We start from the raw sequence: 26,643 nt of genomic DNA, 5'->3' as shown, positions 1-26,643 counted from the left end.
TATCATGGCTCAGTCCACCACTTATAAAGACCTGCTCGACGCAGGTGCCCATTTTGGTCACCTTACGCGCAAGTGGGACCCGAAAATGGCGCCGTACATCTTCATGGAGAAGAACGGCATCCATATTATCGACCTGAACAAAACTCTTGTTTCGCTGGACCAGGCTACCAACGCCATCCGCAACATTGCAAAGAGCGGCCGTAAGGTCATGTTCGTTGCAACGAAGAAGCAGGCTCAGGAAATTGTAACCGAAGAGGCCAAGCGCCTGAAAATGCCTTTCGTAACCGACCGGTGGTTGGGTGGCATGCTCACTAACTTCGCTACGGTTCGCAAGTCGTTGAAGAAAATGAGCACCATCGACAAGATGGTGAAAGAAAATACAGCTTACGCGGCACTGGCCAAGCGCGAGCGCCTCATGCTGTCGCGCGAGCGCGAAAAGCTGGAGCGCGTTCTGGGTGGCATTGCCGACCTGAGCCGCCTGCCTGCCGCTCTGTTCGTGGTAGACGTGAAGCGCGAGCACATTGCCGTGAAAGAAGCGCAAAAGCTGAACATCCCGGTATTTGCAATCTGCGACACCAACTCGAACCCGGAGTTGGTAGACTTCCCAATTCCTGCTAACGACGACGCTTCTAAGTCTATTTCGCTGATTGTTGGCGCAATGGCTAAAGCAATTGAAGAAGGCCTGTCGGAGCGCAAAGTCGACAAGGAAGAGGCTGACAAGAAGCAGTCAGAAGAAGAAGGCATCAAAGAAAAGCAGAACGCCGACGAATAGGCTTGCTGACCATTATAAAAAGGGAACATGCGAAGCACTCGGCTCCGGTGTTCCCTTTTTCTTTACCCGCAACCTGTCAGAATGACGGAAATGCAGAGTTGGTACAATCCGTGGAATACGGGGCCAACTGCTTCCTTTTCGCAAAAGGATCTGCGGCTTGAAAAGATTTAAAACCTCCTCACCCATAATCTCACAGTAATGGCTATTACCGCCCAAGACGTGAACAAGCTCCGCGCCATGACCGGCGCAGGCATGATGGACTGCAAAAAAGCGTTGACTGAAGCTGACGGCGATTTCGAAGCCGCTCGCGACATTCTTCGCAAGCAAGGTCAGAAAATTGCCGACAAGCGTGCTGAAAATGCTACTGCCGAAGGCATTGTATTGGTAAGCGTTAGCGAAGATGGCACTCAAGGCAAGTTGGTCGCTTTGGCTTGCGAAACTGAGCCCGTGGCCAAAGTGGAAGACTTCCGCAATTTGGCTAAGCAAGTAATGGACGCCGCCGTATCGAGCAATGCAGCTTCGAAAGAAGAATTATTGTCTGCTAAAGAATCGGATGGCCGTTCGGTACAGGAGCACATCACCGACCTGATGGGCAAAATCGGCGAGAAGATCGACGTAGTTGCTTACGAAACACTGACCGCTGAGAAAGTTGCTTCCTACATCCACTCCGACAACAAGAAAGGCGTGTTGGTAGGACTGAAGAACGTAGGTGGTGCTGACACTACCGAAGTAGGCCGCGACGTAGCAATGCAGATCGTGGCGATGAAGCCTGTTGCCGTTGACAAAGACGGTGTAGATTCGGCTACTGTAGAGCGCGAAATTGAAATCGGCAAAGAGCAAGCTCGCGCCGAAGGCAAGCCAGAAGCTATGCTGGAGAAAATCGCTCAGGGCAAGCTCAACAAGTTCTACAAAGACAATACCCTGCTCAACCAAGAGTTTGTGAAGGACAACTCGGTAACTATCGCCAAACTGCTCGACAACAAGCAGAAGGGCATGACCGTCAGCGACTTCAAGCGCGTAGTTATTGGTGCTTAAGCTTAGAATCCGTACTTACTAAAAAAGCCCGCTGGTGTAATACCAGCGGGCTTTTTTATTTACTCTTGGAGCGAGTTGCGTGATAATTCCCAGAGTACCTCCATCGCCTCGGCGGCGCGATCTATTGGGATGAATAAGTGATCGTGATAATAAGCAGAAACGGTGTTTACGCTGATGCTATTTGCCGCAAGCTTTCCGGTGACGGCAGCTAAAAAGCCGACGGCTTCGAGGCTAGAATGCACTGCTAACGTAATCATCCGGAATGCAGAAGCATAAGAAAGCTGCGCGGCATCGGCTTGCGCCCGAGTCAGGATAAGTGTCGAGCCTTCCTCTTCGCGAAACCAGCAGATAGCCTCTTGCAAAGCGGTAGACGGTGCGTTACGTGTAGTACAGAAAACAAATTCTTCCTCCCGCAAGATCGGCTGCATCGACATAAGCAGCACCGACAGATTCATTTCGCCTCCCATCACAAATATTTGATTATTAGTTAATTACCTGCCATGTGCATCCGATAAGCTCGTACCCTTGCTTCCGCATTTTGCCGGATATTCAGGTAAAATAACGCGTAGTCGGCGATGTGGAAGGAATGACGCAACTCGGGGCGCCCCGGCAGCAAGAAGCGCGGATAGCCCGCAGCTTTGGGCGGATGCACCCACACCAAGCCGTTGTGCACTTTGGCATCTACCACTGCTTTATCGAGGCCCGTGAAGCTATAGGGGGTACCGCCCAAGTTCAGGGCGGTGGGCGCGGTAGCAGTGTCGCGGGTCCAAGTGAGGGGGTTGGTCGCTACGCCGCCCTCGAAGGGCGGATAATCATTGCCCCACTCTACCGTATTCCAGCTTACGTAACAACCGGTTTGCGTCGAATCTTCGCAGGGCTTAATACTCTGGTATTCATTGTTTTTGACGTTGAACCCAATGAGGTAAGCGGCGACCAACTGCTTTCGCAGCTTCGGATCGTTGTCGAAGAACTCGTGCAGCAAGCGCGTAGCATGCAAGGTACCTTGGCTGTGGCTGGCAATGATGATCGGCCGACCCATATTATAATGGCTCAGGTAATATTGAAAGGACGCTTTTACGTCGCTGTATGCCAAGTCGAGCGCCCGCTTGCCGCTTTCGCTCTTGTCGTCGAAGAAGGAGAACAATGTAGCCTGTCGGTAACGCGGCGCGTAGATTCGGGCCGTGGAATTGAAGACGCTTGCCTGCTTGCGAATGGTGCTGGCGTCGGTGAATTTGTTTACGGATTCATTGCTCAAATCAGCGTTCCAAGCGCCGCGGCGATAGAAAGTAGTCGGGTGAACAAAGAACACATCTACTGGCGCGTCGCGCTGGCGGTCGTGCAAATCGGTATTGCGCGGCACCGCGTCGGCCGAATCACGGCGATCGGGCAGCGCCGCCCAGTTGGCCGCCATGGCATAATCGGGTTCGGCCGCCGGCTGATACGTCGTGAAATCGCGACTAGGCCGGATAACGCCAATGCAGGAAGCTAGCAGTAAGGGAAGGACGAGCGCCGATGAGCGCAACAACTGAATCAGGATAGAGCAAGAACGAAACATGGAAAGCTCAAAAACCGCGACGAAGAGCCAAATGACGCGGGAATATTCTAGTTAATCAGTAAAAGTGTTCTCCAACAGCCGCTCCTGCCGGAGGTAAGAGATTTTCATATTCCGGTCGAGGCGCATTCGTACCTGAGCCCGGGTTTGCTGGTGTTTGTTCAGCGACGTCCGAAAAGCACTGCTTTTTTCCAGGAAAGTAATCACGCGGGAGCCGTCGTTGGCAACCGGACCTACCTTTAGGCTTCCCGGCTCAATCTGCGTTTGTGCCTCCTGAAATTCAGGGAAATGACTGCGCGTCAACTCTTCGTTGATGGCGGTTGGCGTCACGTTTTGCAGCGTGTAAAAGCGCTCTACATTGGGCGCAAGATATTGCGCGGCTGCGAAGGGCGGCGCTTTCAAATCTTCGTAATACGCTGCTAAGAGGCTCTGCACCCGCGACGTGACAGATGCATCGCTCTTAGTAGCGCTGTCTTCAGCCGCGGGCGTATCAGGCTCATTAGCAGGCGTTTGCACAGGCGCCGGAGTAGTAGCGGGCGCCGGAGCCGTAGCGGGTGCCTTGACCGAATCACGGGTGGCAGGCGTCGAAACAGCTGGGGGGATGGCGGGCCTTACGCGTACCGTTTCCGGCCCCGTGGCCGCTGGCAAATCAATTTGCGCATCCTGTGGCCCCACCTCTGGCTGCACTACCACGCTGTCGGCTTCGGTTTTGGAGGTGCTGGTGAGCCTTTCCGATTGCCGATTGCCGAGCACCAGATACGCCACCAACGCAAGCAGCGCCACAATGCCACCAACAATCAGGATCGTGCTTAAAGGGCTACGACCGGATGGGGGCGCTACATACGGTTCCTCCTCTTCCACAATGGGCTGTGGAGCGCGCCGAAACGTAGTTTCGGGAGCTGGCGGAGGCACTATAGGCCGCACGGGCTCGGTCGGACGTGGCGCTTTGGCTTCCTGCTGCTCCCGAATAAATGAATCAATCGGCGAGACCGGAGTTCCGGGCGAGGAAGCACGAGGCGTAAGTGGCTCATCTTTTGGCACTTCGGGCGAAGGCGGCGTGAAGGTCGATGGCGTTCTCAACGGGGCAGTTGACTCCCATGGCGGCACAGTAGCGGACGGGGGCGGTGTCAGGGGCTTGGGCGGCAAGAACGTGGGCTCCTCCGCTTTTGGAGTTGCGGAAGGCGGCAAAAAGCTCTCTTCCACGGGCGGAATCAACGTAGGATATTCCGGGGCGGGCGGCGGAGTCGAAGCAGGAGTAGATGCTATGGGCGGCGCAGGAGGCGAAGCGGGCGAAGTCGGTTCCGTATCGCTGAAGACCAATTTGCGCTTCAGCGTATCGAACTCCTGCTGCGTAATAGCGCCCGCATCCAGCCATTCTTTGAGCTGGCGCAGGGTGTCGAGAGGCGAAGGATCTTTTTCCATGGCAAAAGCGGCGCGTTAGGAGAAGCAATGCAAAATGCATGCGGACTATTTACGGTCGAGGGCCGACAAACGGTCACGCCGACTTTGCAGCCGGGCCTTGCGCAGGTCCAGCAGTTGGGCGTTGGTGATGAGCTTCACCGAGTCTTCGCGGGCTTTGAGGGTGTTTTCGATGTTTTGCTTTTTCAGCGATTCGATCTTGGCCAGGTTGCTGGTGGTGTTGTTTTGCAGACTGACGCGTTCCTTTTCCAGCTTTTCCTTCTCTTTTTCTGCGTCTTTCAACTGCTTTTCGGCGGCGGCTATCTGCTCACGAAAGGCTTTTAGCCGGGCCGCCGTAGCGAAGTTCTGCGTGATGTTGCGCAGGGCCGCGAATTCCGATGGAGTCCGGTCGGGGCTCAAAAACGCGTCCGGGCCCATAGCAGCCCACACCGACAGCTCCGAAACCGTATCGGAAGGCGAGGTAACGGTGGAATACAGATCCAGCAGCTTGCCCGAGACGCTGGACACGGGTGCTTGCTTGGCCACTAACAGGTCTTTTTTACCCACGCCGAACACGCCCTCGCCCTTCAGCTTGATGCTATAGGTATCCTTCAGCCACGACACCCAGAAATCGCGCGTCCATTGGGCGGTGCCTTCTACCTGCACTTTCAGGGCGTCGCGCTCTTTGCGTTCGTAGTTGACGCTGTTGGTGCGCACGTCGTAGAGCTGCGCCGAAGCCGATGTAGCCGAAATGCACCCGAGAAGGCAACCGAATACCAGAAAATACAAGTGTTTCATAATCAAATTGATACGTTTTGAAGCTTAAGATAAGCTACTTTTTACGGTCGAGCTAAAAAAGGTCGTGCCGCTCCATGGCCGCCTGCAAATCCTGCCACATCAGGTCGAAGCGTTGCACGGCAGCTTGCAGAAACTCTTCGTCGAGCAGCTCGCGCACGTCGGCATCGCTGCTGACGTCCATCTCGCTCACCTTGTAGGTTTGTTCCAGCGGGCCTTTTTCCAGCTTGATGAGGTACTTGCCGTTCCACGAAAACAGCGTGATTTTGGCCGCAGGATGCGGAATATCGGCAACGTGACGCATGGCAGGAGCAATTAATAGCAAGGAAAAGGCGAAGATAGCGCCCCCGCCCTACTACTTCGTCGGCAGCCTGCGAAACAGACCCGCACCCGCTGCGTAAACTAGCAAGCTGCGTACTTTTTTGTTTCACTCTCTAGTTTACCACATCATGCCCAGAGGAGATAAATCGGCGTATACCGACAAGCAAAAACGGCAAGCCGAACACATTGAAGAAGGCTACGAAAAGCGTGGCGTTTCGGAAGACGAAGCCGAACGTCGGGCTTGGGCCACCGTCAACAAAGCCGATGGTGGCGGCAAGAAAAGCGGCTCCGGCCGTAAAAAATCGAGCTAGACCTAAGCCTACTTTGGCGAAAAGCAAAAGCGCCGGACTCGCGTAGGAGTCCGGCGCTTTTTTACAAGCATCTATCTACCAAATACTTATCAGAATATTCTTATTTGATGACAGGGACCGGGCGTACGCGCAAGGCAGCCTCAGGCTAAGGTTTTTGCGCTACCAGTTTCACGAGGCGCACGCGCTGCATTCCAAAATCGCCGATGCCTTCGGGCTCCTCATAGCGTAGGATCTTGAAGCCTGCGGCGGCGTAGAGCTTTTTCAACTCGTCGGTATCAAATACCACGTCTTCGCCGATGCGGCGGCCTTGGGTAGCGTCGCGGTGAAAGCCTTCGATTACGACAATGCCGCCGGGCCGCAACGACTGCCGCACTTTTTCGACGTACTGCCGGCCACCCGCATAAATAAAAGCCACCAAATCCCAGCGGTTGGTACCGAAATCGTAGTCGGCGTCGCTTTGGAGCGCGGTATGGATGGTGACGTGGGCCTGCTTGGCCTTTTCTTGCGCCAGCGCCACGGCTTGGTCGGCAATGTCGATGCCGGTGACGTCCCAGCCCTGCGTCGCCAGATAAATGGCGTTGCGCCCCTGCCCCATCCCGACGTCGAGGGCCGCGCCGGGCGTGCGCCCCTTGATGCTTTCGGCCAACAGGGCATTTGGCTGTTGGTTGAACACGTAGCCCGGCTGCTTGCCGGTAAGCACTTTGTTCCACCGTTGCCGCTCCAGTTCGGTTTGTTGCTGAGGCGTAGGCTGTTGTGCCGCGGCGCTTCCCGACACCTCGAGCAGCAGCACTAGGCTTATAACGAAGGCTTTCATAGTGGTAAAGCTTGAGGCAAGATGAAGGAATTCATCGAAGGCCATATCTTATATATATTTGATTATAAGATACTTAATAAATGCATACAGCCACCTGTCCCGCCGGTTGTTTCAGCGCTGAAGGCGGCTTAGCGGTACGCCGGTTGGGGGGCAGAGCGTTCTTTCCTGCGCATTTCCTGCCTAACTTTCCCGGCCTGTTTTCTTTCTTTCTGTTTCGATGAAAAAGCATTTTTTCACGGCGCTCGCGTTTTTGCCGCTGGTCGCTGCCGCCCAATCTGCCCCGTCTGATGTGCTCACGCCGGAATTGCTCTGGAAGCTGGGGCGGCTGGGCGAAACCCAGGTGTCGCCCGACCGCAAAACCGTGGCTTTCACCGTCACGCGCTATGATTTAGCGGCCAACAAAGGCAACGCCGACATTTACACCGTACCTGTGGCGGGTGGCGCAGTAAAGCAGCTAACCACCACGCCCGGCAGCGAAAACACGATCAACTGGCGCCCCGACGGCAAAAAGCTCACGTTCGTATCGGGCGAAAGCGGCACCGATCAGCTCTACGAAATAAACCCCGACGGATCGGGGAAGCAGAAAATCAGTGAGTTTTCGGAGGCCGGTTTTGCCAACCTGAAGTACGCGCCGACGGGAAAGTTTGTCCTCTACTCGCAGGACGTGAAAGTGGGCAAATCGGTGCAGGACCTCTACCCCGACCTGCCCAAAGCCGACGCCCGCATCATCGACGACCTGAATTACCGCCACTGGAACACTTGGGACGACTTTAAAGCCAGTCACGTTTTCTTCCAGCCCGTCGCCGACAACGGCTCGCTCACCGGCTACGGCAAGGACGTGATGGCGGGCGAGAAATTCGATTCGCCGTTGCAGCCGCTGGGCGGTGCCGAGCAGTTGGCTTTTGCGCCCGATGGCTACAAGCTGGCTTACACCTCGCGCAAGCTCACGGGCAAGGCCGAAGCGGAAAGCACCAACTCCGACATCTACCTCTACGACATCCGGACGGGCCAAACCCAGAACCTTTCCGAAGGCTTGGGCGGCTACGACACCGAGCCGGCTTTCTCGCCCGACGGCACCCAAGTGGCGTGGTTGAGCATGGCTACGCCCGGCTTCGAGTCGGACCGCAACGGCATTGTGGTCTACGATCTCAAAACCAAGAAGCGGGCGGACATCACGGCAGGTTCGGAGCAGACGGCCAGCAACATTCGCTGGAGCCCCGATGGCAAGACAATCTACTTTGTGAGCGTGTTGCAAGGCACTGAGCAGCTGTTTTCGGTGCCGAGCCAGGGCGGCAAACTCAAGCAGCTGACCAAAGGGCAGCAGAATTACAACTCGTTTGAACTGGCCGGCCCCAGCGTTGCCATCTGCAACCGCACCACCATCAGCAGCCCCGCCGACTTGGTGCGCGTCGACCTGAAAACCGGCCGCGCTACGCCCCTGACTACCCTCAACCAGCAGGAATTGGCGGGCATCAAAATGGGCAAAGTCGAAGATCGTCGCGTGACTACCACCGACAACAAACGGATGCAGGTGTACGTCATCTACCCGCCCGACTTCGACCCGAGCAAGAAGTACCCTACCCTGCTGTATTGCCAAGGCGGCCCACAATCACCTATCACACAAGCATTTAGCTATCGTTGGAATTTTCAGCTGATGGCGGCAAACGGCTACATTATTGTGGCACCAAATCGCCGGGGCTTGCCGGGCTTCGGCACGGAGTGGAACAACAGCATCTCCGGCGACTGGGGCGGCCAGCCCATCCGCGACTACCTCTCGGCCATTGATGCGGTGAGCCAAGAGCCTTTCGTGGACAAAGACCGGCGCGGCTGCGTGGGCGCTTCCTACGGTGGCTACTCGGTGTATTATCTGGCCGGGCATCACCAGGGCCGCTTCAAAACCTTCATCTCGCACGACGGGCTCTACGACTTGGCCAGCTGGTACCCGACGACGGAAGAAATGTTCTTTGCCACGCACGACATGGGCGGCACGCCGTGGGATGCATCGCTGAATAAAACCTACCAGGAGTTCGACCCGCATCTGTTCGCCAAAAACTGGGACACACCCATCCTCGTCATCCACGGCGGCGTCGATTTCCGGGTGCCGGTTGAGCAAGGCATGGAAGCCTTCGGTACGGCCCAGATGCGCGGTATTCCGAGTCGGTTCTTGTATTTCCCCAACGAAGGCCACTGGGTATTAAAACCGCAAAACTCAGTACTCTGGAATCGAGTATTTTACGATTGGCTGGCGCGGTATCTGAAGCCGGAAACGGCAAAGTAACCACCTAAAAACGGCTCGTTAAACTTGAACGAGCCTTTTTTCATTTCACGCTTTTACGCCAGTTGCCGCTGCGGCTGAAGGCACAACACTATCAGCAAGCCCAGCACCAGCGTGCCGCAAGCCAAGCCAATCATGGGCGCTGTGGTCACTTCCAGCAGCCAGCCGTTGAGGTAGCTGCTGGTCACACCGCATAAGTTGACCAGAGCCATGTAAGTTGTAAACTGCGAACCTTCGATTTTGGGCTGGCAAAACGCCATCAAGGCCGGCATAGCCGCCACGCTGATGAGCGGATCGGCCATGTTCAGCAGCACTAACCCGCCAAAGGCCAACGGCTTGTAGTGCCAGAACGGAGCTAAGCAACTGAACATCAGCAAAAAAACGCCCAAGCCTATCATAATCCAGCGTTGTAGGCGGGCCGTTCCCAAACGGTCGACCAAGAACCCGCCGCCCAGCAGCAGACCAAACGAGGCCAGGCTGCCCCAGCTCCCCTGCAAAATGGACACGTCGCGGTCGGGCCAGTGCAGATTGTGAATCAAATGGAAAGAATAGGCCGCCCCGAACACGTAGCTGCTCAAATAAGCCAGCAGAATGATGCCGAAAGCCCGCAGGCTGTAGCGCTCGGTCATGGCGCGGTAGAGCTCTCGAAACAGCCAGCCCAACGACGGATTCTCGTTAAGGTCGGTGCCCGGCACCACTGGGCGCGGATGCCGCCCAAAGGAAGGCAGCAAGCGGTCGTGGCGATCGAGCTTGATAAAGAACGTCAGCACTGTGAATACCAGCAATGCCAACGACTGCAACAAAGCCGCCCTGAAAAAGCTGCCGTGGTGCAGCATATAAGCCAAAACCGCGCCACCTGCTGCCCAGCCCAGCAAAAAGCCGCCGCGCATAAACGCATTCACGCGCCCCCGCTCGGCCTCGGGCACGGTGGCAATGGCGATGGCATCGACGCTGGCGTCCTGGATGGAAGCAAACACACTGTGCACAAAAAATACCAGTCCCATCAGGGACAGCTGCGCCACCGGATTGCGCACCAACAACAGCGACAGCGACGCCAGAAACGCTACCGTTTGCGTAAGTACCACCCACTGCTTGCGGTGCCCAATGATGGAGTATTGGAATTTGTCAATCAACGGCCCCCACACAAACTGAAACGTCCAGGGAATGCCCACAACAGCTGCGAAGGAGCCAACCGCCTTTGCAGATAACCCATTGCCTATCAAATAGTTATATACTGCAGTTAGGGCAAACCCTGCGGGAATGCCTTGCATGACGTAGAGATAGAAAAACGTAAAGTATCGCAGCCCGACACTTTCTTTGAGTACAGGAACACGCACGTGGAGCAGGTTTTCGCTGGAATATGTGTAACAAAAAACCTTGGGCGTTGGCTGTGCTTCGCGGCGAAATCCAGCAGCTTACGCCACCACTGCTTCCGTCACCTTGCCGATGTCGCTGCTTACTTTTTGGATGAACTCCAGCTGTTCCATCAGTAGACGGTCGTCGGCGGAGGGTTCGGTTTTTTGGCGGGCCTCCGAAGCAGGCGCCGCAGCTTCAGCAGCGGGTTCGGCGTATTGGGGGTCGAGCTTTTTGAGGCTGTTGTTCAGGGATTTGAGCGAGCGCCGCACGGCACGCAAATCCTCAGTGGGGTATGCCGACGGGGCGTTTTTCGCCATCATCGTGGACGTGATGGTGGCGATGTTAGACGAGAGAATGTGGTTGAGCACCACAAACTGATGCACTTCTTTGCTGTTGCGCTGCTTGCTTTTGGGCTCGGAAAGCATGCGCTGGAAAGCCGCAGCCAGGTTGGCCGAACTCACATACACTTCCTTGCGGGCCAGTTTATAATCGGTGATGTGGATGCTTTTGCCGGCCAGCGTTTCCGCCAGTTTCTGTAAGTACTTGACGTTGGCCCGGATTACGTCGCGCATAAAGTCCGTCAGGTGCTCCGATTCCCACTTCGGAAACAGCAGATAGCCGGCCGCAAACGCAATAACGCAACCGATCACCGTGTCCTTCACCCGCTCTTCCGCGATGGTGAGGTAGCCCACGCCCAGGAAGCTGAACAGGATCAGGATGAAGGGCGTCATGAAGGTGACGTACACGATGTAGTTTTTGCGCTGAAAGCTATATGCCATCACCATAAAGAACAGCAACACAATGAATTGCGCTGTTTTGTCGTGCACCAATACCAGAAAGAAAATAGCAATGGCCCCGCCGCCGAGCGTACCAACTACGCGCTCGTAATTGCGCTGTTTGGTGAAGCTGAAGGCGGGTTTCAGCATATAAGCCACCGTCATCACGATCCAGTAACTGTGGTGGCCGGCAAAGAGCAACTTGGCCACCAGAAACCCCACGCCGCAGGCCAGCACCATCCGGATGGAATGCCGAAACACGGCCGAGCTGAACGTGAAGTTGTCGGCTAGCACCTTCAGGCTGTAGTCTTGGTGCGACACAAACCGCGAATACTCCAGATCGTAGCTGCCGATTTCTTTGGCTACCTCCTTGGCATTGAAGTAGTTAAGAATATCATTGACGCGCTGGGTCAGGTTGCGCAGATTAACTAGTATCTTCTTGAGCACCAAGTTGTTACCTTCCTCATCAGCTGTGGCATCAATACGAGCCTTGAACCGCTCCAACGGGGTGCTCAGGTTGATCTGGGTTTTGTAGGGGCGATTGGACTGGATGGCTACGCCGATGTGATCCAACTCGTTGGCCATCACCTGAATAAGCTCGGCCACATCGTCGAGCACGCCCGACCGGCCGAAGCGTTCACGCAGGGCGGCATAATCGTAGTAGGTGGCCGTAATGTGCTCGTACAGATCCACCACGTCCACAAACGTGAGCACCAGCCGGCGGCTGGTATTCGTCGATTCTTTTATTACCTGCCGGCTCTTAAACAGCACTTCGCGCACGGCGTCCTGCTTTTCGTTTACGATAACTTGCTGAGCCACCAACCGCCGGTAGTCTTCCTCCAGATCGGTATCGCTGCGGTAAAACGCCGCCTTGACTTTCATAAACTGGGCAATGGCATGAATGCACTCGCCCAGCGCCTGTTGGGCCGGTCGGTAGGGCCGCACTTCGAAAAACGCCAAGGCCAGCAGCATGTACCACACGCCGCCAGCCAGCACCAGTAAGGCATGCGTTAGCACCTTGGGCGCTTCCAGCGGCTTGTCCATCGTCAGAATCATGATTAGCAGTACCGCCGAGCCTAGGGCCGAGGCCCGGTTGCCGTAGACCTGCACCATCGTAAACAAGAAGCTAAGCGCCAGCACCTCCAGCCCCATCGTGACGACGTGGAGGCGCGCAAAGCCCGTGAGCACGGCCACCACAAAAATGCAGAGGTTGCCCAGCAGCATCCCGTTGCGCTTGTGCAGCACCGGGCCTGGCGTATCGATAATGCTCACGCACAGAGCGCCTTCGGAAAGAGTAAGGCCGGTTTCGAGCTGGCCGAACTGCGCGAACAGCAGCGCCGGAATCAGGACCGAAAGTGTGATGCGCAAACCATCCGAAAAGTCCTGACTAAAGAGGAAATACTGGATTTTTCGCGTCTGCTCTTTCATCTCCGCGTTCGGATACTCAAAAGTTCGGATTGACAAAATGGAGTGTTTAACGGTAGAAAAGCGCCGGGCATCGGCGCCAACTTTGTTTCAGCTATACGCTGTACCGGCTGAGCTGTTCGGCCCGGAATAGTTGCTTTAAGTAAGGCATTTTGGCGCTACCAGCCGGGCAAGGTGCTGGCAAAAACCCCACCCAAAAAGAAACCCCAGCACTTGCGGGCTGAGGCTTGAAGCACTGGGCAGAAGAGAACGGTGGCGCTACAGGTATAGCTGCTCCTGAATGGGAAGCGTGTAGCGCTCGCCGCAACTGAGCAGGTGCACCCGCAGATCGCGGATGGTGAAGGGAGTTTCCGGCGCGATTTCGTGGATGTTGGTGTAGGTGCTGTGCGTGCCATCGACGATGACAACGATGCCGCTGCCAATGACTTCCAGCTCGCGCCCTTCCGTCACGACGACGCCGGTATCTTCTTCCAGCCCCAGGCCCAAACAGCCGGGATTGGTAGAAATGATCTGGGCCATGCGCACGATGCGGCCGCGGGCCACAAAATGCGTATCGATGGCCACGTCGTGCATAAACTGCAAACCCGTGGTGATGTGAATTTCGCCTTTCCGAATGCCGGCATCGTCGCGGCCTTGGTACACCATCGGCGTCGACATGGCCGTGGCACCGGCGCTGGTGCCCGCAATCACGATGCGCTCGTTGGCGTAGCGCTGCTTCAGGCACATCAGCATGGCTGTGCCGCCCAGCAGCGCCGTTAGCCGCAGCTGGTCGCCGCCCGTAAACATAAAGCCGTCGGCTTCCTTGATCAGGCCGATGCATTCCATGCTTTCGGCTTCGTTGCGCGTCTTGATGTTAAGCACTTCTACGCGCTTCACGCCCAGGTCGGTGAATACGTTCACGTAGTCTTGGGCTGCTTCTTCCGGTTCGCTGGAAGCCGTAGGAATGACGACCACCAGATCCTTTTTTCGCAGCTCGTCGACGAAGCGGCGCAGAATGGCGTCGTTCGCCATTTCGTCGGTCTGGCTCTTGCCGTCGTCTTGTTGGGTGCGTTCTTTTTCTTCGTGTCCGCCAATGGCAATCAGCGTGCCCTTGGGCTGCGGACAGTGCGTGTTGGTGAGGGGATCGGCACTTTTCTTTTTGGTTGGCATACAAATATCCTCAGCAGAGGAAAGTGGGTGGATTAGCCAGAAACAAAGCTATTTTGTTAAATACTTGATAATCAAATATTTACTTAACAGGCGCTAAATCTGAGTTAGCCGGCCCATTGAGCAGCTTGCCGAAAGCATCGAAGCGCGAGCCGTGGCAAGGGCAGTCCCAGCTGGTTTCCAGCTTGTTCCAATGCACCACGCAGCCCAAGTGCGGACAAATGGCGGAGCACTCGTGGGTAGCGCCCTTTTCGTCGCGGTACACGGCTACTTTCGTGATGCCGCGCCGCAGTACCGCACCGGTACCCGGCTCGATTTCCTCTTCCTTCGACACATCGCCGCTGGTAAGCAAATCGGTGTATTCGCTGGCCACGTTGAGGTTTTCACGGATGAATTCCTTGGCCGATTCGGGCTTTACCGTGACCCGGCCCGGATCATAGAGCTTCGCCCACGGATTGGACCGCCCCTGGATGAGATCGGTGATGATCATGGGCCCCAAAGTACCGTGCGTCATGCCGTGGCCCGAGTCGCCGGTGACGATATACACGTTGTCATCGTCTAGGGGGTTGCGGCCCGCATACGCCAGACCGTCAACGGGTTCCATCACCTGCCCCGACCAGCGGTACTCAATGCTTTTGATGGCCTTAAAATGCGCGCGCGCCCATTCTTCCAGGCACCGCAGGCGCTCTTCGGGGTTGTCTTCCTGCCCGGTTTTGTGGTCTTCGCCGCCCACAATGAGCAGGTCGTAATCGGTTTGGCCGCCGCGCGGGCCCTCCGCCACTTCCTGCACCCGGATGTAGTGATACGGATCGGCCGTGTCCCAGTACAGGGCTTTGGTAACCGAGCCTTTCGGCACCTTCGCCGCGACCACATAGGTGCGGTAAGGCCCCTGCTTGGTATGCATGACAACGCGGTCGTTGAACGGTGTGTTCGTGGCCACCACAACGGCTTTGGCCGTTACTTCATGGCCCTTGGCCGTCGTGACGCGCGCCGGGCTGCCACCGTGCACTTCGGTGGCGTGCGTGCAGGTAAAAATCTGGCCGCCTTGCCGCCCAATAGCCTCTGCTAACCCGCTCAGGTACTTGAGGATATGAAATTGGCCCTGGTTCGGGAATACCAAGCAAGGGCCGGTTTCAAATCCAATCACGCCGGCATCGGGCATTAGGTGCACATCGGTGAGGCCGGCGCGGTGGGCGGCTTCTCGCTCGTCGACCAGCTCTTTCTCGGTACCGTTTTGAGGCAAAAACAAGTAGCCGTCGAGGCGCGTGAAGTCACAGTCGATTTTTTCCTCCAGCACAATCTTTTCGATCTGGTCGATGGCTGCGCCGTGGCTTTCGGCCGCCAGTTTTGCGCCTTCTTTCCCAAACAGCTCTTCGAGCGTGGTGTAGCGGTCGTCGAGGGCGTTGGACAGGTGGGCCGTGGTGCGGCCGCTTTCGCCGCTGGCTATCTCCCCATCTTCCAGCACAATCACTTTTTTGCCCTCGCGCCCAAGCAAATAAGCTGTGGTCAGGCCCGCGATACCGGCCCCGATTACGACTACGTCGGCCGACATATCTTTCTCCAATGCCCCGAAAACCGGAAGGCTGGGTGCGGTAGCAAACCACGACGTTGGGGTGGTACCTGAAGACTGGTTGGGCGTGAGGCTTTTGGACATAGCGGATGGGTGTAGAATGACGGAGTTGTAGCTGCTTCGTGTACGCCCAGCAAGCCCGTGTAGTTAAACCAAGCAACTCCGTATTTACCGATAAAGCGCCTCCGCATTTCTACTTATTTACTTTCACAAATGCCTGCTGAAATGCGCTTCTTAGCCTTTACAACTAAGGCCCAAATAACCCAAAGAGCGCTGCCTACAGCATCAATACAGGATATCGTCTACCGGCTCCAGCTTGGATGGCAGTAGCGTTTCGCCCAACATCTCGCGCAGGTCAATTTCGATGCTGCGGCACAGCGCCGTCATGGGGATGTCGTTCATCTCGTTTTCAAACGGGTTTTCGCTGGTGTGGCCCACAATCTCGATGGTGTTGAACACCCACGATACCAACACCGAAAACGGCACCGTCAGCCAGATGTGATCGGGGCCCATTTTTTCAAATTCGCCGATAAGGCCCAGCGGCAGCAGCCCGGCAAATAACCACACAAAAACGAAGCTAAAAAACGCGTATTGCCGCGGAAACGGCGTGTTTTTGATGCGTTCGCAGCCGCCTTGCAGGTTGAAAAGCTGCTCGATGGTCTGCATCATGTTTACGTGCTGAAAATCGTTGAGCAGGCCGCGCTCCTCGCGCAGCTTGCGCAGCTCGGCGGCTTGCTGGCGCAGCAGATGCGCGGGCGGATTTTGCCGGGCGCGCATCTTTTCCGACTCGTCCGGGTCCAGAAACGGCGCAACGGCAGCATCCCATTGGTCGGGTTGGCGGCGCAGGTTTAGGCGCAGCGCATTTATCCAGGCAATGTGGCGGTAAAGCAGGCGGCGGTGGCGGTCGCTCAGTTCCGAAGCCGAAGCGGCGGGCGCTTCCACGTCGGGGGCATCCACGCGGGAAGTGATGAATTCCAGCGACTGCACCGCCCACGTGCGGCTGTAGTTGACGATGCCGCCCCACAGCTGGCGGCCTTCCCAGAAACGGTCGTAAGAACCGTTGTTTTTAAACCCCACATAAAACGAAACCGCGATGCCGAGCGTGGCCACCGGCTGCCACGGAATCGAGAGTGACCTGAAACCGACGGGCCCGTACACAAGGCAAATCAGCAAAGAATAGGCAGTGAAAATCAGGACGTTGCGCCAAGCATATTTCCAGACGACCCGCCAGCGAAGATTATTCCGAACATACATAAAGACCGTATTAGGTCTTTACCTACGGTTGACCTGCCCAAGAAGCTGCCGGTAGCGCCGAAAATTTGCGGATAGCGGCCTTTCCGTAACATCAAAAAGCCCGGAGATTGCCACGTTCGGCAATCTCCGGGCACACACTAGGGGAAACACTGGACTCAGGATTTGCTGTACTTAAGTATCAGACGCACAAGCAGGTCGTTCAGAAATTCTACCTGGTAGCTGCCGATTGTCGGCTCGAGGTGCGAATCGCCAATGCCGCTGTGGTTAGTCAGGAATACATAGGTGCCGTTGGTGGCTATCGCTGTGGCGCGCATGAGAAATTCGGTGTTGCGGTCGATGCCGCTGGCGACCACGGGAATAATTCTAACACCTTGTTTAGCAGCCTTTTGCATAAGCTCTTGCATTTGCACCTTGGCCTCGTCGTGTGGCGGCGCATCGAGCACCAGAAACAGCAACCGGCAGCGGGCCGAACTACTCCACGACTGTTTTAGGGCTTCCTGCAAGGCAATTTCCACAGCTTCGGGGAAGTCGCCGCCGCCATCGGCGCGTTGCGCATTTACGAAGTTCAGCAGGGCGTCCACGTCGTTGCTGAAGGGTTGCACCCGCGTTAGGTACTCGTCCTGCTTATCGCGGTAAAACACGCTGCTCATGCGGAGCTGAGCGCTAGGCAATTGGGCGTGTGCCCGCGCAATAACATCGCGCAGCTCGGCTTTCAGGTAATTAATTTCGTCGGTCATCGAGCCGGTAGCATCCACTACAAACATCAGGTCCACGGCCGACAGCGCAGTGCTTTGCACGGGCAGTTGGTGCTTTTCCGCTTGCCCGACCGAGGCCGCGCCCAAATCGAAGCTCTGGTTTTGGTATTCAACCCGCAGAAAACAAGGTGGCTCGGCTTCCTTCTGGAACAACACCGGAAACAAGTCGGCTTGTCCTTCCTGATTGGTGCGCGTTTCATACAAAGGCGTTCCGGTAGGCGAAGTGCTAGCAATCACGCGCGCGTCGGACAGAGGCAAGCCGGACTCATCCGTGAGCGTGACGCTGTAATGCGCCGCCGTATACAGGCCCCACTTGTTCTGGTAGCCCTCCCACTCCGTGTTCTTCTGGAGGCCTTGCCAGAAACTCCAGTTTGCCAAGTCGTTCCATTCGCCGGCCGTCAGCACGCCCGCGGTCGCCTGCGAGCCGCCTGGTGCTGGTGAGCCCGTGCCGCCGGGCGCCGACGAACCAGTGGTGCCCCCACAACTTGGGCATGGCGCGGCCGAATACATTGCGCCGCCAGAAGCCGGCGCAGTTTCGTCCGAACTGGTTTCGCAGTTTTGCAAAAGCGGTGCTAGCAAAAGCAGCGCCGGTAAGAGTAATTTTCGCAGCATACGCGGAGGTATTTACTTGACAAACAATACGTAACTGTTCTCAAGAGATTCCTGCGCGCCGAAAGGTTGCAACGAGGCGAGGCACTTAGTTTTCCTCAATTACAATCCCCATGAGCTGCATCAGCTTGCTGGCATTGAAGCTGCGGCACACGCCGGGCGTAAGGCGATAATCGAAGAGAATTTCGTCGCCTTCGATGGTGCTGTTGAAGCTAAAGTTGGTCACGAAACCGGGCAGTTCGGTTTCCATGGCGGCCAGCTCCAGGTCGTGGGTGCTGATGAGGCCACTGGCGGGGCGCTGGTGCAGCTGGCGGATGAGGGCGCGGGCACCACGGTGGCGGTCGCGGGAGTTGGTGCCTTTCAGGATTTCGTCGAGCATGTAAAACACCGGTTGACCCGTAGCCGTGAGTTCGAGCAAGAGGCGCAGGCGCTTGAGCTCGGCATAAAACGACGATGTGCTTTCGGCCAGATTATCCTGGGTGCGCATGGCCGTGTACACCTGCGCCGGGCTCACCCGCATCCGATGGGCACTGACCACGGCGCCCGCTTGCGCCAATACCATATTCAGCCCGACGGTGCGCAGGAAAGTGCTTTTGCCCGACATGTTGGAGCCCGTCACTACGGCCGTGCGCCCCAACCCTATCGTACTGAAATCGTTGCTGATGCGCTCGGAAGCAAAGATCAACGGGTGAGCCAGCGCTTCGGCCGTCACTTCCAGAGCCGCCGTGCTGATTTCGGGTACGACGTACGCGGGGTTGGCAAACTGAAAGCCAGCCAGACTAACCAAGGCTTCTACCTCGGCCCCTACTTCCAGCATCACGTCGAGGCGGCCCTGCAAACGGCTTTTCCAGCGCTCCAATCGCCACATACAATGTAAGTCCCACAATATCAGATTGTTAGCTACAACTCCCACCAACGGACTGTGTTGCAAGGAAAACTGCCCCGCAATGCGCGACAATTGCCCGATCAGCACCGAAGCCGACGAGCCAGCGGCAGCGTGCAGCGTGCGATGCAGGCGCAGCAGCAATGACGATTGCCACGTGCGGGCTTCGAACAGCGCCAATTGGTCGTGGTAGGCGCGCAGGGCATCGCGCATGGCCGCGCTGTGCTGGGAGTATTCCTGAATGCTTTGCCGAAACGTGTAGTTGAGGGCGTTGATCAGCAGAATCGGCACCAATACCGGCCACGCTGAAAAACCCAGCAACCACAGCCCCAGGCTCACCGCAATCAAAGGCGGCAGCACGAGCAAACAGATTTTCAGCCAGCCTTTGCCACTGAAAAAATCGGGTTGCTGGAGCCAAGCCGTGAAGTAGCGCGGGTCGGCATCTTGCTTGGGAAAGTGACGGGCGCGGGTCTGCCATTCTTGTTGCCACGCCAAGTCGGGGGCCAGCTCAGCGACAGCAGCCTGCCGCTCCACGATACCCGCGGGCGGTGTAGCAGCCAGCAGCCAGCCCGCCAGCCAATCGTGGCCCAGGCGCGAGGTAGCGCGGTTGAGCAACTGGTACAGCGAATGCGACCCAAACACGTCGAGGTCGGCAGCGTATGGGTGCTCGACGGTGAGGTAGCGAGTGCCGGCGTCGAATTGGGTGAGCTTACCTTCCAGGCGGGCCAGCTCGTCGCGGTTGAGCTGGGCCAGGAGGCGGTAATGCTCGCGCAGGTAGCCTACTTTGCTGTGCCAGCGCACCAGCAGCAGAAAAGCTAGGTACGCCAAGAAAAGCAAGCCAAAGCCCAGCTCGTAATGCCCGCGGCTGAAGAGCCCGTACCCGCCGGCAATCGTGACGCCAAACACCACGATGCGTAGCCAGGCCACAGCCTGATGCCGAGCGGCGTACTGCTTTTCCTGGGTCGAATGGGCAGCCAGATTTTCAGCAAAGATTTCAGCGGGGGCGATGCTGAGCGGACGAAAAGCGGTAGCGTTGGGCACAGACAATAACAGCAGGTTTCCGTCAAAGATATAACGCTGCAGCCGCTGCGGCCCGCACCCAAGCTCTCGCCTAGGCGCTTAGCGCCGCAATGCACTTTAGCTCGATGGCAATGGGCGTGGGCAGGCAGTTGACCTCCACGGTGGTGCGGCACGGCTGATTGCGTTGGAAATACTCGGCGTAGAGCCGATTGTACGTGGGAAAGTCGTCTTTCATATTCGTCAGAAAGACAGTCACATCCACCAGATCTTCCCAACGGGCGCCTGCTTCTTCCAGAATGTAGCGCACATTCTGAAACACGGCGTGGCACTGCTGCTCGAAGTTATAGCTTTGGATGCTGCCATCGGCGTTCAGCGCTACGCCGGGCACTTGTTTCTGGCCCCGTTGGCGCGGCCCCACCCCCGACAAGAACAACAGATTGCCCACGCGCCGGGCGTGCGGATACAGCCCCACCGGTTCGGGAGCGCGGGAAGAATGAAAGTGGGTTGCCGTTTCGTCAGTTGCCATAGTGCCAAATCTACCCAATTCGGACGCATCGTGCCGCTACTGAACTTGCGCGTCCGCTGGTGCGGTTGTTGTGCCTAGGCAGCTTGCTGTTTCTGACTCCCGCTCTCCCTCTCTATCTTGTTTCGTATGCGTTCTACTGCCCGCCGACTGGCCTTGTTCCTCGCCCTTAGCGCCGCCGGCCTGACTACCGCTCAGGCCCAACAAAAATTGAAATACCCCAAGCCCCAGGCCGATGAGATTTTTGATGCCGTAGAGAAGCCCGCCGTGCCCTTGGGCGGCGTCGAGGCCTATGCCCAGTATCTGGCTGAGCATCAGCAATATCCGACTGCTGCTTTGCAAAAAGGCGTACAGGGCACGGTGCCCGTCACGTTTGTGGTGGAGAAAACCGGCGTGATCTCCAACGTTACCGTCGACAAGCCGTTGGCCCCGGAGCTGGACGCCGAAGCCATTCGCCTGATTAAAGGTGGCCCGAAATGGAAGCCCGCTCAGCACCGCAACGCCAACGTGCGCCAACGCGTGACGGTGCCCGTCACCTTCGCCATTCCGGCGGGCGCGGCCGACGCCGCCAGTGCCCCGGCAACTGCCGGTGGCACCCCCGACCAACCCCAGACCGTAAAGCCCGACCAGCCTGCCCGGCCCGTGGGCGGCACCGACGCTTTTTTTGAGTGGATTCAGAAAAACCAGCGCTACCCAGCCTTGGCCCGCCAACGCAAGGTAGAAGGCCGCGTGATGATGGAGTTCATCGTGCAGAAAGACGGCACGCTCACCGACATAAAACCTACCAAGCGCCTGGGTTCGGGCTGCGACGAAGAAGCCATTCGCTTGCTCAAAGCAGCACCCAAATGGCAACCTGCTCATTATCAGGGACAACCAATGCGGCAGAAGATGGTTCTACCAGTGGTTTTTCAGCTGTAATTTTTGGCAGCGCGGAAGAATTTTTAAAGTGCAACCGCCGCTCATCCGTCTGCCTCTTTAGAGGGTCTGCTTTTGTGAGGCCTGTTGCCGCCTCTCCCCGATCTGTTGCTGCGCACCTCCTTTCTTTCCGCCTTTCCCTTTCCAGCTATGCTTACTCCGCTGCCCCTGCTCTCTGCGCCACCCGTAGCGCCTACGTTGCCTTTTCTGGTGACTGAACAGGTAATCTGGCCTTACCAAACGCGCTTCCAGCAGGCGGCGCACGCCATTGCGGTAAGCCTGTTTGATGCGCTCGACGATGACTTGCAGCCCTCTGTGCTGCTGTTGGGCATTCCGGTTGAAGCGCATGACCACGCCGAGCCACCGGCCGTGTGCCTCGAACCAGCCGACTGCGGCCTCGATTTTTCGCATTTCGGCAACGTGCTGGCCCGCGGCAAGGAATTGCAGCGTTTGCAGTTGTGGACGCCCACTTGGGACCGCGACCAGATTCCGGAGGAGGTACTGCACCGTCGCTTGCACAGCTTAGGGCTGCGCCTGGCCGTGCAGGAGGTTCTGGATACGCTGGATGCCCCGAAAGGCAAGATTCTTTCTTTTGCAGGCTGGCCCATTCAGGTTGGTTCATATTACGTCGTGACGGTGCTTCGCCTCTATCGGAAGGTTCTGAAGGCCCATAATTCTCTTCAGCCCAACCGCTACTACACCAATGGCAAGCCCTTGGCCTCGTCGCTGTTGGTGGCAGCGGCAGCACGCTTTCACGAGGAGTGCATGAAATCCCTGACGGAGCCCGAACCGGGTTCGGGCCTGATGCTGCGCCCCCGCGAAACCGACGAACTCATCCGGGCGGCGGGCAAGCTGTTTATGGATACGCCGGCGCAGGCCCTGGGCATGGACCCGGCCACGGCCAAGCTGTTTGCGACCTGCAACACCATCTCGTCGTTGCGCTACGAGGGCGCCGAGGGCGTCGGCAAGCTGATACTGGCCCGGCGCCGCCACCCCAATCTGGAGGAAGTTTTTGCCCTCACCTGCCCTACCCCGCTTACCGATTACCGCGCCGTGCGCAAGCTGCTGGAAATGACCACGGCCGACGTGAGCTTGCTCGCTGATGGCGAAAACGTGTATGCGCTCGGCCGCCAGATCGGCTCTTACGACCCGGCGCGGGAAGACTTGTTCGTGGTTAATTTCATCAACCACTACGCCTGGGAGTTTCAGCACGATAGCAAGGTATTGATGCGCGCTGTGTACGGGCTACCTAGTTTGTCGCGCGCGCGCCTCAACCGGACCAAATTCCGCAAGGACCTGCGCACTACCTTCAACCTCACCGACCCGGCCAAAGTAGAGCGGCTCTGGGACGTGATGGTGGAAGCCAGCCGCCAGCCCCACGGCACCTTGGTGGTGGTGACTACGGAAGCCCTCGCCGAAGCCGACCGGCTCAAACTGCAATGCACACTGATTGAGCCCGTTCCACTTACGCCGCTCATCACGCGGCTGGTCACGTCCATCGACGGGGCCGTGCTCGTCGATCCCGAATCGTACTGCTATTCCATTGGCGTCATTCTCGATGGCAAGGCTTCGGGCCGGGGCACCAGCACCCGCGGCGCCCGCTACAACTCGGCCATTCGCTACGTCGAGAGCAGCCCGTATCCGTGCATGGCCATCGTGGTCAGTGAAGACGGCTTGGTGGATGTGATTACGAAAGAAAGCTTGGAAGGAGGCGATTAGCTTTCGCTATAAACCTCTTTTATACAGACTGTTATAAGCTAAATAACCGCTTGCATTTCGCTGACAAGCACTTGCACAAGTTCGGCAGCAGGCAACGCGCGGGCCAACGGCGCACCTTGCCCGGCCCATTGCGCGGCAAAGCCAAGATTTCCGTGCTGTTTGGCACTCGTAATCAAGGCCTTCGCGGCATCGTAAGCGCGCGGATATGGAGCTACAGGGGGCCGGCCAGGCTGGTCTACTTCACGCACGAACCGGTTGACCAGCCCGCGCGCCGGACGCCCGGAAATAACGGCCGTAATAGCCGTAGCCGCGGGCGGATCGCTTAGCAACGCGGTCCGGTAGGCCGCATCGGCCGCCGACTCGGGGCATGCGACGAAAGCAGTGCCCATTTGGGCCGCTACTGCCCCGAGGCGCACCACAGCGGCTATTCCGGCGCCGTCCATGATGCCGCCAGCGGAGATGATGGGCGTGCGCAACCGGCGGACCAACAGGCGCGTGAGCGCGAAGGTTGAAAGGCCGGCATCGCCTTGTTCGGGCTCAAATAACCCGCGGTGTCCGCCCGCTTCCACGCCTTGCGCCACGATGGCGTCCACCCCTGCTTCTTCTAGCTGTTGTGCTTCGGCAAGGCTGGTGGCGCAGGCCAGTAACGTAGCGCCGGCAGCCCGCAAGGCAGCAAGCTTATCAGTGGGCGGCAAACCGAAATGAAAGCTGATGACCGGTGGCCTTGTTTCAAGAAGCATGGCCAACATGTCATCGTTGGCAACGAAACTGGGGTAGGTTTCCTGCAAGACGGCAGGCGGCGCACTGCCAAACTCCGCGAAGAAGGGTCGCAGATACTCCAGCCACGCAGCTTCGCGCGCCGGATCGGGGGAGGCGGGCCGGTGGCAAAACAAATTCACGTTGAACGGCCGGTCAGTGGCCTCCCGAACGGCCGCAATCGCCTGGTGCAGCGCTTCTACCGACGACATACCGCCCGCAATTGAGCCAAGCCCACCCGCCTGCGATACCGCTGCCGCAAGCGCCGGCGTAGAGACGCTCGCCATCGGCGCTTGGATAATGGGATGCTCAAAACGGAGATCCAGAGCAAGCGTAACCATCTGCTTCAGTCGTTAAGCACTGCGGAATTTAGGTAATGCATAATATATAAATACTTGATTATCAATAATTTATGTATTATAGCTATTTTTCAACTCCGAAGCGATGGCTTGGTCTACGAACCAGTGCAAGTCGCCGTCGGTGGGCGCGATGAGCTGCGCCGGATACTCCTCGATGTTGCGCGCTTCTTCCAGCACCCGCCGTAGCGCAGCGGCTTTGTCGGCGCCGTACACCAAAAAAGCCACGTTGCGGCCTTGGTTGATGAGGGGGGCTGTCATGGTGATGCGGTACACCTTCTTGTCTTCCAGATACACCTCCCGAATGCCCGCGGCTTCTTCGTGCAGCACGGGCGTGTGCGGAAACAGCGACGCCGTGTGCGCATTGTCGCCCAGCCCCATCAACAGCAAATCGAAGCGCGCCGGCTGCCCCCGAAAAAACTGGTCAATGGTCGCTTCGTAGCGCTGCGCCGCCTGCACGGGAGGTACGCTGGTATCGACGGGAAAAATATGCGACGAGTCGATGTTTAGTGGGTCTAGCAGGGCCTTTTTGGCCATCAGGTAGTTGCTGTCGGGCGACGTATGCGGCACGTAGCGCTCGTCGCCGAAGAAGAAATACACCTTCTCCCACGCTACCTGCGCCTTAAACGCATCCGAGGCCAGCAGCTCAAACAGCTTTTTGGGCGAGTTGCCCCCGGAAAGCGCCACCGCAAACTGGCCGCGCTCGGCGATGACTTGGTTGGCCGTAGCCACAAAATATTCCGCGAAGCCTTGCAGCAGCTCCTCGACCGTAGCAAAAATAGTAAGCTTCATCGGCGATTATTTTTTGCCGTTGAGCGGCAGCGTAAACCAGTGAAAGCCATCGCGGGCAATGAGGGCTTCGGCCGTTTCGGGCCCCCACGAATCGGCGGAATAATTGGGGAAGTTGAGGCTCTTGCGCCCTTGCCACGTGGTCAGGATGGGCATAATCAGATCCCAAGCCTCCTCTACCTGGTCGCCGCGCATAAACAGCGTTTGGTCGCCCAGCATCGTATCCAGCAACAGCGTTTCGTAGGCTTCGGGCGCTTCGCTGGAATAGGTGCCTTTGTAGTCAAACACCATGTCAACGGTGTTCAGAATCATATCCAGACCCGGCCGCTTGGCTTGCACTTGCAGCCGAATGCTCATTTCCGGCTGTATACTGATAATCAAACGGTTATTGTGAATACTATCGGCCGTTTCGGGCGGAAACATGAAGTGCGGCACCTCCTTAAACTGGATGCTGATCACGGAAGCCGACTGGTGCATGCGCTTGCCCGTACGCAGGTAAAACGGCACCCCCTGCCAGCGCCAGTTGTCGACGAAAAACTTCACGGCCGCGAAGGTTTCGGTGTTCGACTCAGCTTTCAGCTCCTCGCGGTAGCCGGGCACTTCTTTGCCTTCCAGCCACCCGTTGCCATACTGCCCGCGCACCGTAGAAAGGCGCACGTCGTCGGGTGAGAAGCGACGCATGGCGCGCAGCACGTCCACTTTGCGGTTGCGCACTTCGTCGGCGTTGAAGCTGATGGGCGGCTCCATTGCCACCAAGCACAGCAGTTGTAGCAAGTGGTTCTGAATCATGTCGCGCAGGGCGCCGGAACCGTCGTAATACCCGGCGCGCTCGCCCGCGCCCAGCTGCTCGGTCACCGAAATCTGCACGTGCTCGATGTAGTTGCGGTTCCAGGTCGGTTCGAGCAAGGAGTTGGCAAACCGGAAGGCCATGATGTTCTGCACTGTCTCCTTGCCCAGATAGTGGTCGATGCGGTAGATCTGGCGCTCGTCGAAGGTGCGCATCAGCAACTGGTTCAGCTCCTTCGCCGACTCCAGATCGTGCCCAAACGGCTTCTCAATCACAATGCGCACCCGTTGCGAATCGTCGGCCAGTTTACTCTTAGCCAAGTTGTCAGCAATGATGGGAAAGAAGTTGGGAGCTACCGCCAAGTAATAAATCACGTTGGCTTTGGTGTCCCATTCCGTTTCCAAGTGCTTGATGCGGGTGCCAAACTCCTTGTAGGTTTTGAAGTCGTTCAGGTCGGAAACCTGGTAGAAAAGGTGCTGCGAAAACGCTTCCCACTTCTCTTTTTCGGCTTTGCCGCTGCGCGAAAACTGGTTGATATCTTCCAGGAGCTTCTTGCGAAAATCCTCGTCCTGAAGCTGCGTGCGGCCCGTGCCGATAATAGAAAACTGCTCGGGCAACCAGCCTTCCAGATACAGATTGTACAGCGCCGGGGCCAGCTTACGGGCATTCAGGTCGCCGGTACCACCAAAAATGACGAAGATGGTGGGCGCGATTTGCTTGTTGGTAATCAT

At 57.3% G+C, this 26,643-nt stretch carries 23 protein-coding genes; 6 read left to right on the top strand and 17 right to left on the bottom strand.

From position 1 onward, the window contains the following. Positions 1 to 4: 4 nt before the first annotated feature. Both rpsB and tsf read left to right on the top strand, forming a co-directional pair. Positions 5 to 772, top strand: coding sequence for a 30S ribosomal protein S2 (gene rpsB / locus FHG12_RS12145; protein ID WP_139515980.1), 768 nt, complete (start codon positions 5 to 7; stop codon positions 770 to 772). A 198-nt stretch (positions 773 to 970) separates the two neighbouring features. Then, on the top strand, positions 971 to 1,807 hold the full coding sequence (gene tsf / locus FHG12_RS12140) for a translation elongation factor Ts (RefSeq protein WP_139515979.1): 837 nt from the start codon (positions 971 to 973) through the stop codon (positions 1,805 to 1,807). Positions 1,808 to 1,866: 59 nt separating this feature from the next. Here the strand turns inward: tsf and FHG12_RS12135 are convergent, their stop codons facing one another. From FHG12_RS12135 to FHG12_RS12115, 5 genes are read right to left on the bottom strand one after another with little or no spacing between them, the layout of a single operon-like run. After that, positions 1,867 to 2,274, bottom strand: a complete 408-nt coding sequence (locus FHG12_RS12135) for an ACT domain-containing protein (protein WP_139517788.1) — start codon at positions 2,272 to 2,274, stop codon at positions 1,867 to 1,869. A 20-nt stretch (positions 2,275 to 2,294) separates the two neighbouring features. Continuing rightward, positions 2,295 to 3,362 carry a DUF3089 domain-containing protein gene (locus tag FHG12_RS12130; RefSeq protein ID WP_139515978.1) on the bottom strand — a complete coding sequence of 356 codons (1,068 nt, stop codon included), beginning with the start codon at positions 3,360 to 3,362 and terminating at the stop codon, positions 2,295 to 2,297. 51 nt (positions 3,363 to 3,413) lie between these two features. Then, the gene (locus FHG12_RS12125; protein WP_139515977.1) at positions 3,414 to 4,781 is read right to left on the bottom strand and encodes an SHOCT domain-containing protein; all 1,368 of its coding nucleotides are present in this window, start codon (positions 4,779 to 4,781) and stop codon (positions 3,414 to 3,416) included. A gap of 45 nt (positions 4,782 to 4,826) precedes the next feature. Beyond that, entirely contained in the window at positions 4,827 to 5,555 is a 729-nt protein-coding gene (locus tag FHG12_RS12120) for a hypothetical protein (RefSeq protein ID WP_139515976.1), read from the bottom strand. Positions 5,556 to 5,607: 52 nt separating this feature from the next. Continuing rightward, positions 5,608 to 5,856, bottom strand: a complete 249-nt coding sequence (locus FHG12_RS12115; RefSeq protein ID WP_139515975.1) for a hypothetical protein — start codon at positions 5,854 to 5,856, stop codon at positions 5,608 to 5,610. A 145-nt stretch (positions 5,857 to 6,001) separates the two neighbouring features. On the opposite strand from FHG12_RS12115, the gene FHG12_RS12110 reads away from it, so the two are divergent. Continuing rightward, positions 6,002 to 6,184, top strand: coding sequence for a hypothetical protein (locus FHG12_RS12110; protein ID WP_139515974.1), 183 nt, complete (start codon positions 6,002 to 6,004; stop codon positions 6,182 to 6,184). 145 nt (positions 6,185 to 6,329) lie between these two features. Here FHG12_RS12110 and FHG12_RS12105 read toward each other — a convergent pair whose 3' ends face one another. Further along, positions 6,330 to 6,998: a class I SAM-dependent methyltransferase gene (locus tag FHG12_RS12105; protein ID WP_165699378.1), complete on the bottom strand. Its 669-nt coding sequence runs from the start codon at positions 6,996 to 6,998 to the stop codon at positions 6,330 to 6,332. A 217-nt stretch (positions 6,999 to 7,215) separates the two neighbouring features. Here FHG12_RS12105 and FHG12_RS12100 point away from each other — a divergent pair, with 217 nt between their 5' ends. Then, entirely contained in the window at positions 7,216 to 9,276 is a 2,061-nt protein-coding gene (locus FHG12_RS12100; protein WP_139515972.1) for a S9 family peptidase, read from the top strand. Positions 9,277 to 9,329: 53 nt separating this feature from the next. Here the strand turns inward: FHG12_RS12100 and FHG12_RS12095 are convergent, their stop codons facing one another. From FHG12_RS12095 to FHG12_RS12060, 8 genes are all read right to left on the bottom strand, one after another. Continuing rightward, positions 9,330 to 10,610 carry an MFS transporter gene (locus FHG12_RS12095; protein ID WP_139515971.1) on the bottom strand — a complete coding sequence of 427 codons (1,281 nt, stop codon included), beginning with the start codon at positions 10,608 to 10,610 and terminating at the stop codon, positions 9,330 to 9,332. A gap of 78 nt (positions 10,611 to 10,688) precedes the next feature. Beyond that, positions 10,689 to 12,869 carry an FUSC family membrane protein gene (locus tag FHG12_RS12090; RefSeq protein WP_317129668.1) on the bottom strand — a complete coding sequence of 727 codons (2,181 nt, stop codon included), beginning with the start codon at positions 12,867 to 12,869 and terminating at the stop codon, positions 10,689 to 10,691. Positions 12,870 to 13,088: 219 nt separating this feature from the next. Further along, positions 13,089 to 13,979: a cyanophycinase gene (locus FHG12_RS12085; RefSeq protein ID WP_139515970.1), complete on the bottom strand. Its 891-nt coding sequence runs from the start codon at positions 13,977 to 13,979 to the stop codon at positions 13,089 to 13,091. Positions 13,980 to 14,058: 79 nt separating this feature from the next. Next, positions 14,059 to 15,630 (bottom strand): FAD-dependent oxidoreductase, encoded by a 1,572-nt coding sequence (locus FHG12_RS12080; protein WP_139515969.1) that lies wholly within the window; start codon positions 15,628 to 15,630, stop codon positions 14,059 to 14,061. 201 nt (positions 15,631 to 15,831) lie between these two features. Next, on the bottom strand, positions 15,832 to 16,800 hold the full coding sequence (locus FHG12_RS12075; RefSeq protein WP_139515968.1) for a bestrophin family protein: 969 nt from the start codon (positions 16,798 to 16,800) through the stop codon (positions 15,832 to 15,834). A 155-nt stretch (positions 16,801 to 16,955) separates the two neighbouring features. Next, positions 16,956 to 18,167, bottom strand: a complete 1,212-nt coding sequence (locus tag FHG12_RS12070) for a VWA domain-containing protein (RefSeq protein ID WP_139515967.1) — start codon at positions 18,165 to 18,167, stop codon at positions 16,956 to 16,958. An 85-nt stretch (positions 18,168 to 18,252) separates the two neighbouring features. Next, positions 18,253 to 20,088 (bottom strand): MutS-related protein, encoded by a 1,836-nt coding sequence (locus FHG12_RS12065; protein WP_139515966.1) that lies wholly within the window; start codon positions 20,086 to 20,088, stop codon positions 18,253 to 18,255. A gap of 70 nt (positions 20,089 to 20,158) precedes the next feature. Then, the gene (locus FHG12_RS12060; RefSeq protein WP_139515965.1) at positions 20,159 to 20,593 is read right to left on the bottom strand and encodes a RidA family protein; all 435 of its coding nucleotides are present in this window, start codon (positions 20,591 to 20,593) and stop codon (positions 20,159 to 20,161) included. A 126-nt stretch (positions 20,594 to 20,719) separates the two neighbouring features. Here FHG12_RS12060 and FHG12_RS12055 point away from each other — a divergent pair, with 126 nt between their 5' ends. Further along, complete coding sequence (locus FHG12_RS12055; RefSeq protein ID WP_139515964.1) at positions 20,720 to 21,508, top strand: energy transducer TonB; 789 nt, start codon at positions 20,720 to 20,722, stop codon at positions 21,506 to 21,508. Positions 21,509 to 21,655: 147 nt separating this feature from the next. Then, entirely contained in the window at positions 21,656 to 23,224 is a 1,569-nt protein-coding gene (locus FHG12_RS12050) for a diadenylate cyclase (RefSeq protein ID WP_139515963.1), read from the top strand. A gap of 38 nt (positions 23,225 to 23,262) precedes the next feature. Here the strand turns inward: FHG12_RS12050 and FHG12_RS12045 are convergent, their stop codons facing one another. From FHG12_RS12045 to zwf, 3 genes are all read right to left on the bottom strand, one after another. Next, positions 23,263 to 24,267 (bottom strand): NAD(P)H-dependent flavin oxidoreductase, encoded by a 1,005-nt coding sequence (locus FHG12_RS12045; RefSeq protein WP_317129667.1) that lies wholly within the window; start codon positions 24,265 to 24,267, stop codon positions 23,263 to 23,265. Between the two features lie 123 nt (positions 24,268 to 24,390). Continuing rightward, a complete protein-coding gene (gene pgl / locus FHG12_RS12040) occupies positions 24,391 to 25,128 on the bottom strand; it encodes a 6-phosphogluconolactonase (RefSeq protein WP_139515961.1) in 738 nt (245 codons plus the stop codon). Positions 25,129 to 25,134: 6 nt separating this feature from the next. Then, the gene (gene zwf, locus FHG12_RS12035; RefSeq protein WP_139515960.1) at positions 25,135 to 26,643 is read right to left on the bottom strand and encodes a glucose-6-phosphate dehydrogenase; all 1,509 of its coding nucleotides are present in this window, start codon (positions 26,641 to 26,643) and stop codon (positions 25,135 to 25,137) included.

This window comes from Hymenobacter jejuensis, from assembly GCF_006337165.1.
GTDB lineage: Bacteria > Bacteroidota > Bacteroidia > Cytophagales > Hymenobacteraceae > Hymenobacter > Hymenobacter jejuensis.
The sequence above is the reverse complement of the archived record's forward strand: the minus strand, read 5'-3'. Positions and strand labels throughout refer to the sequence as shown.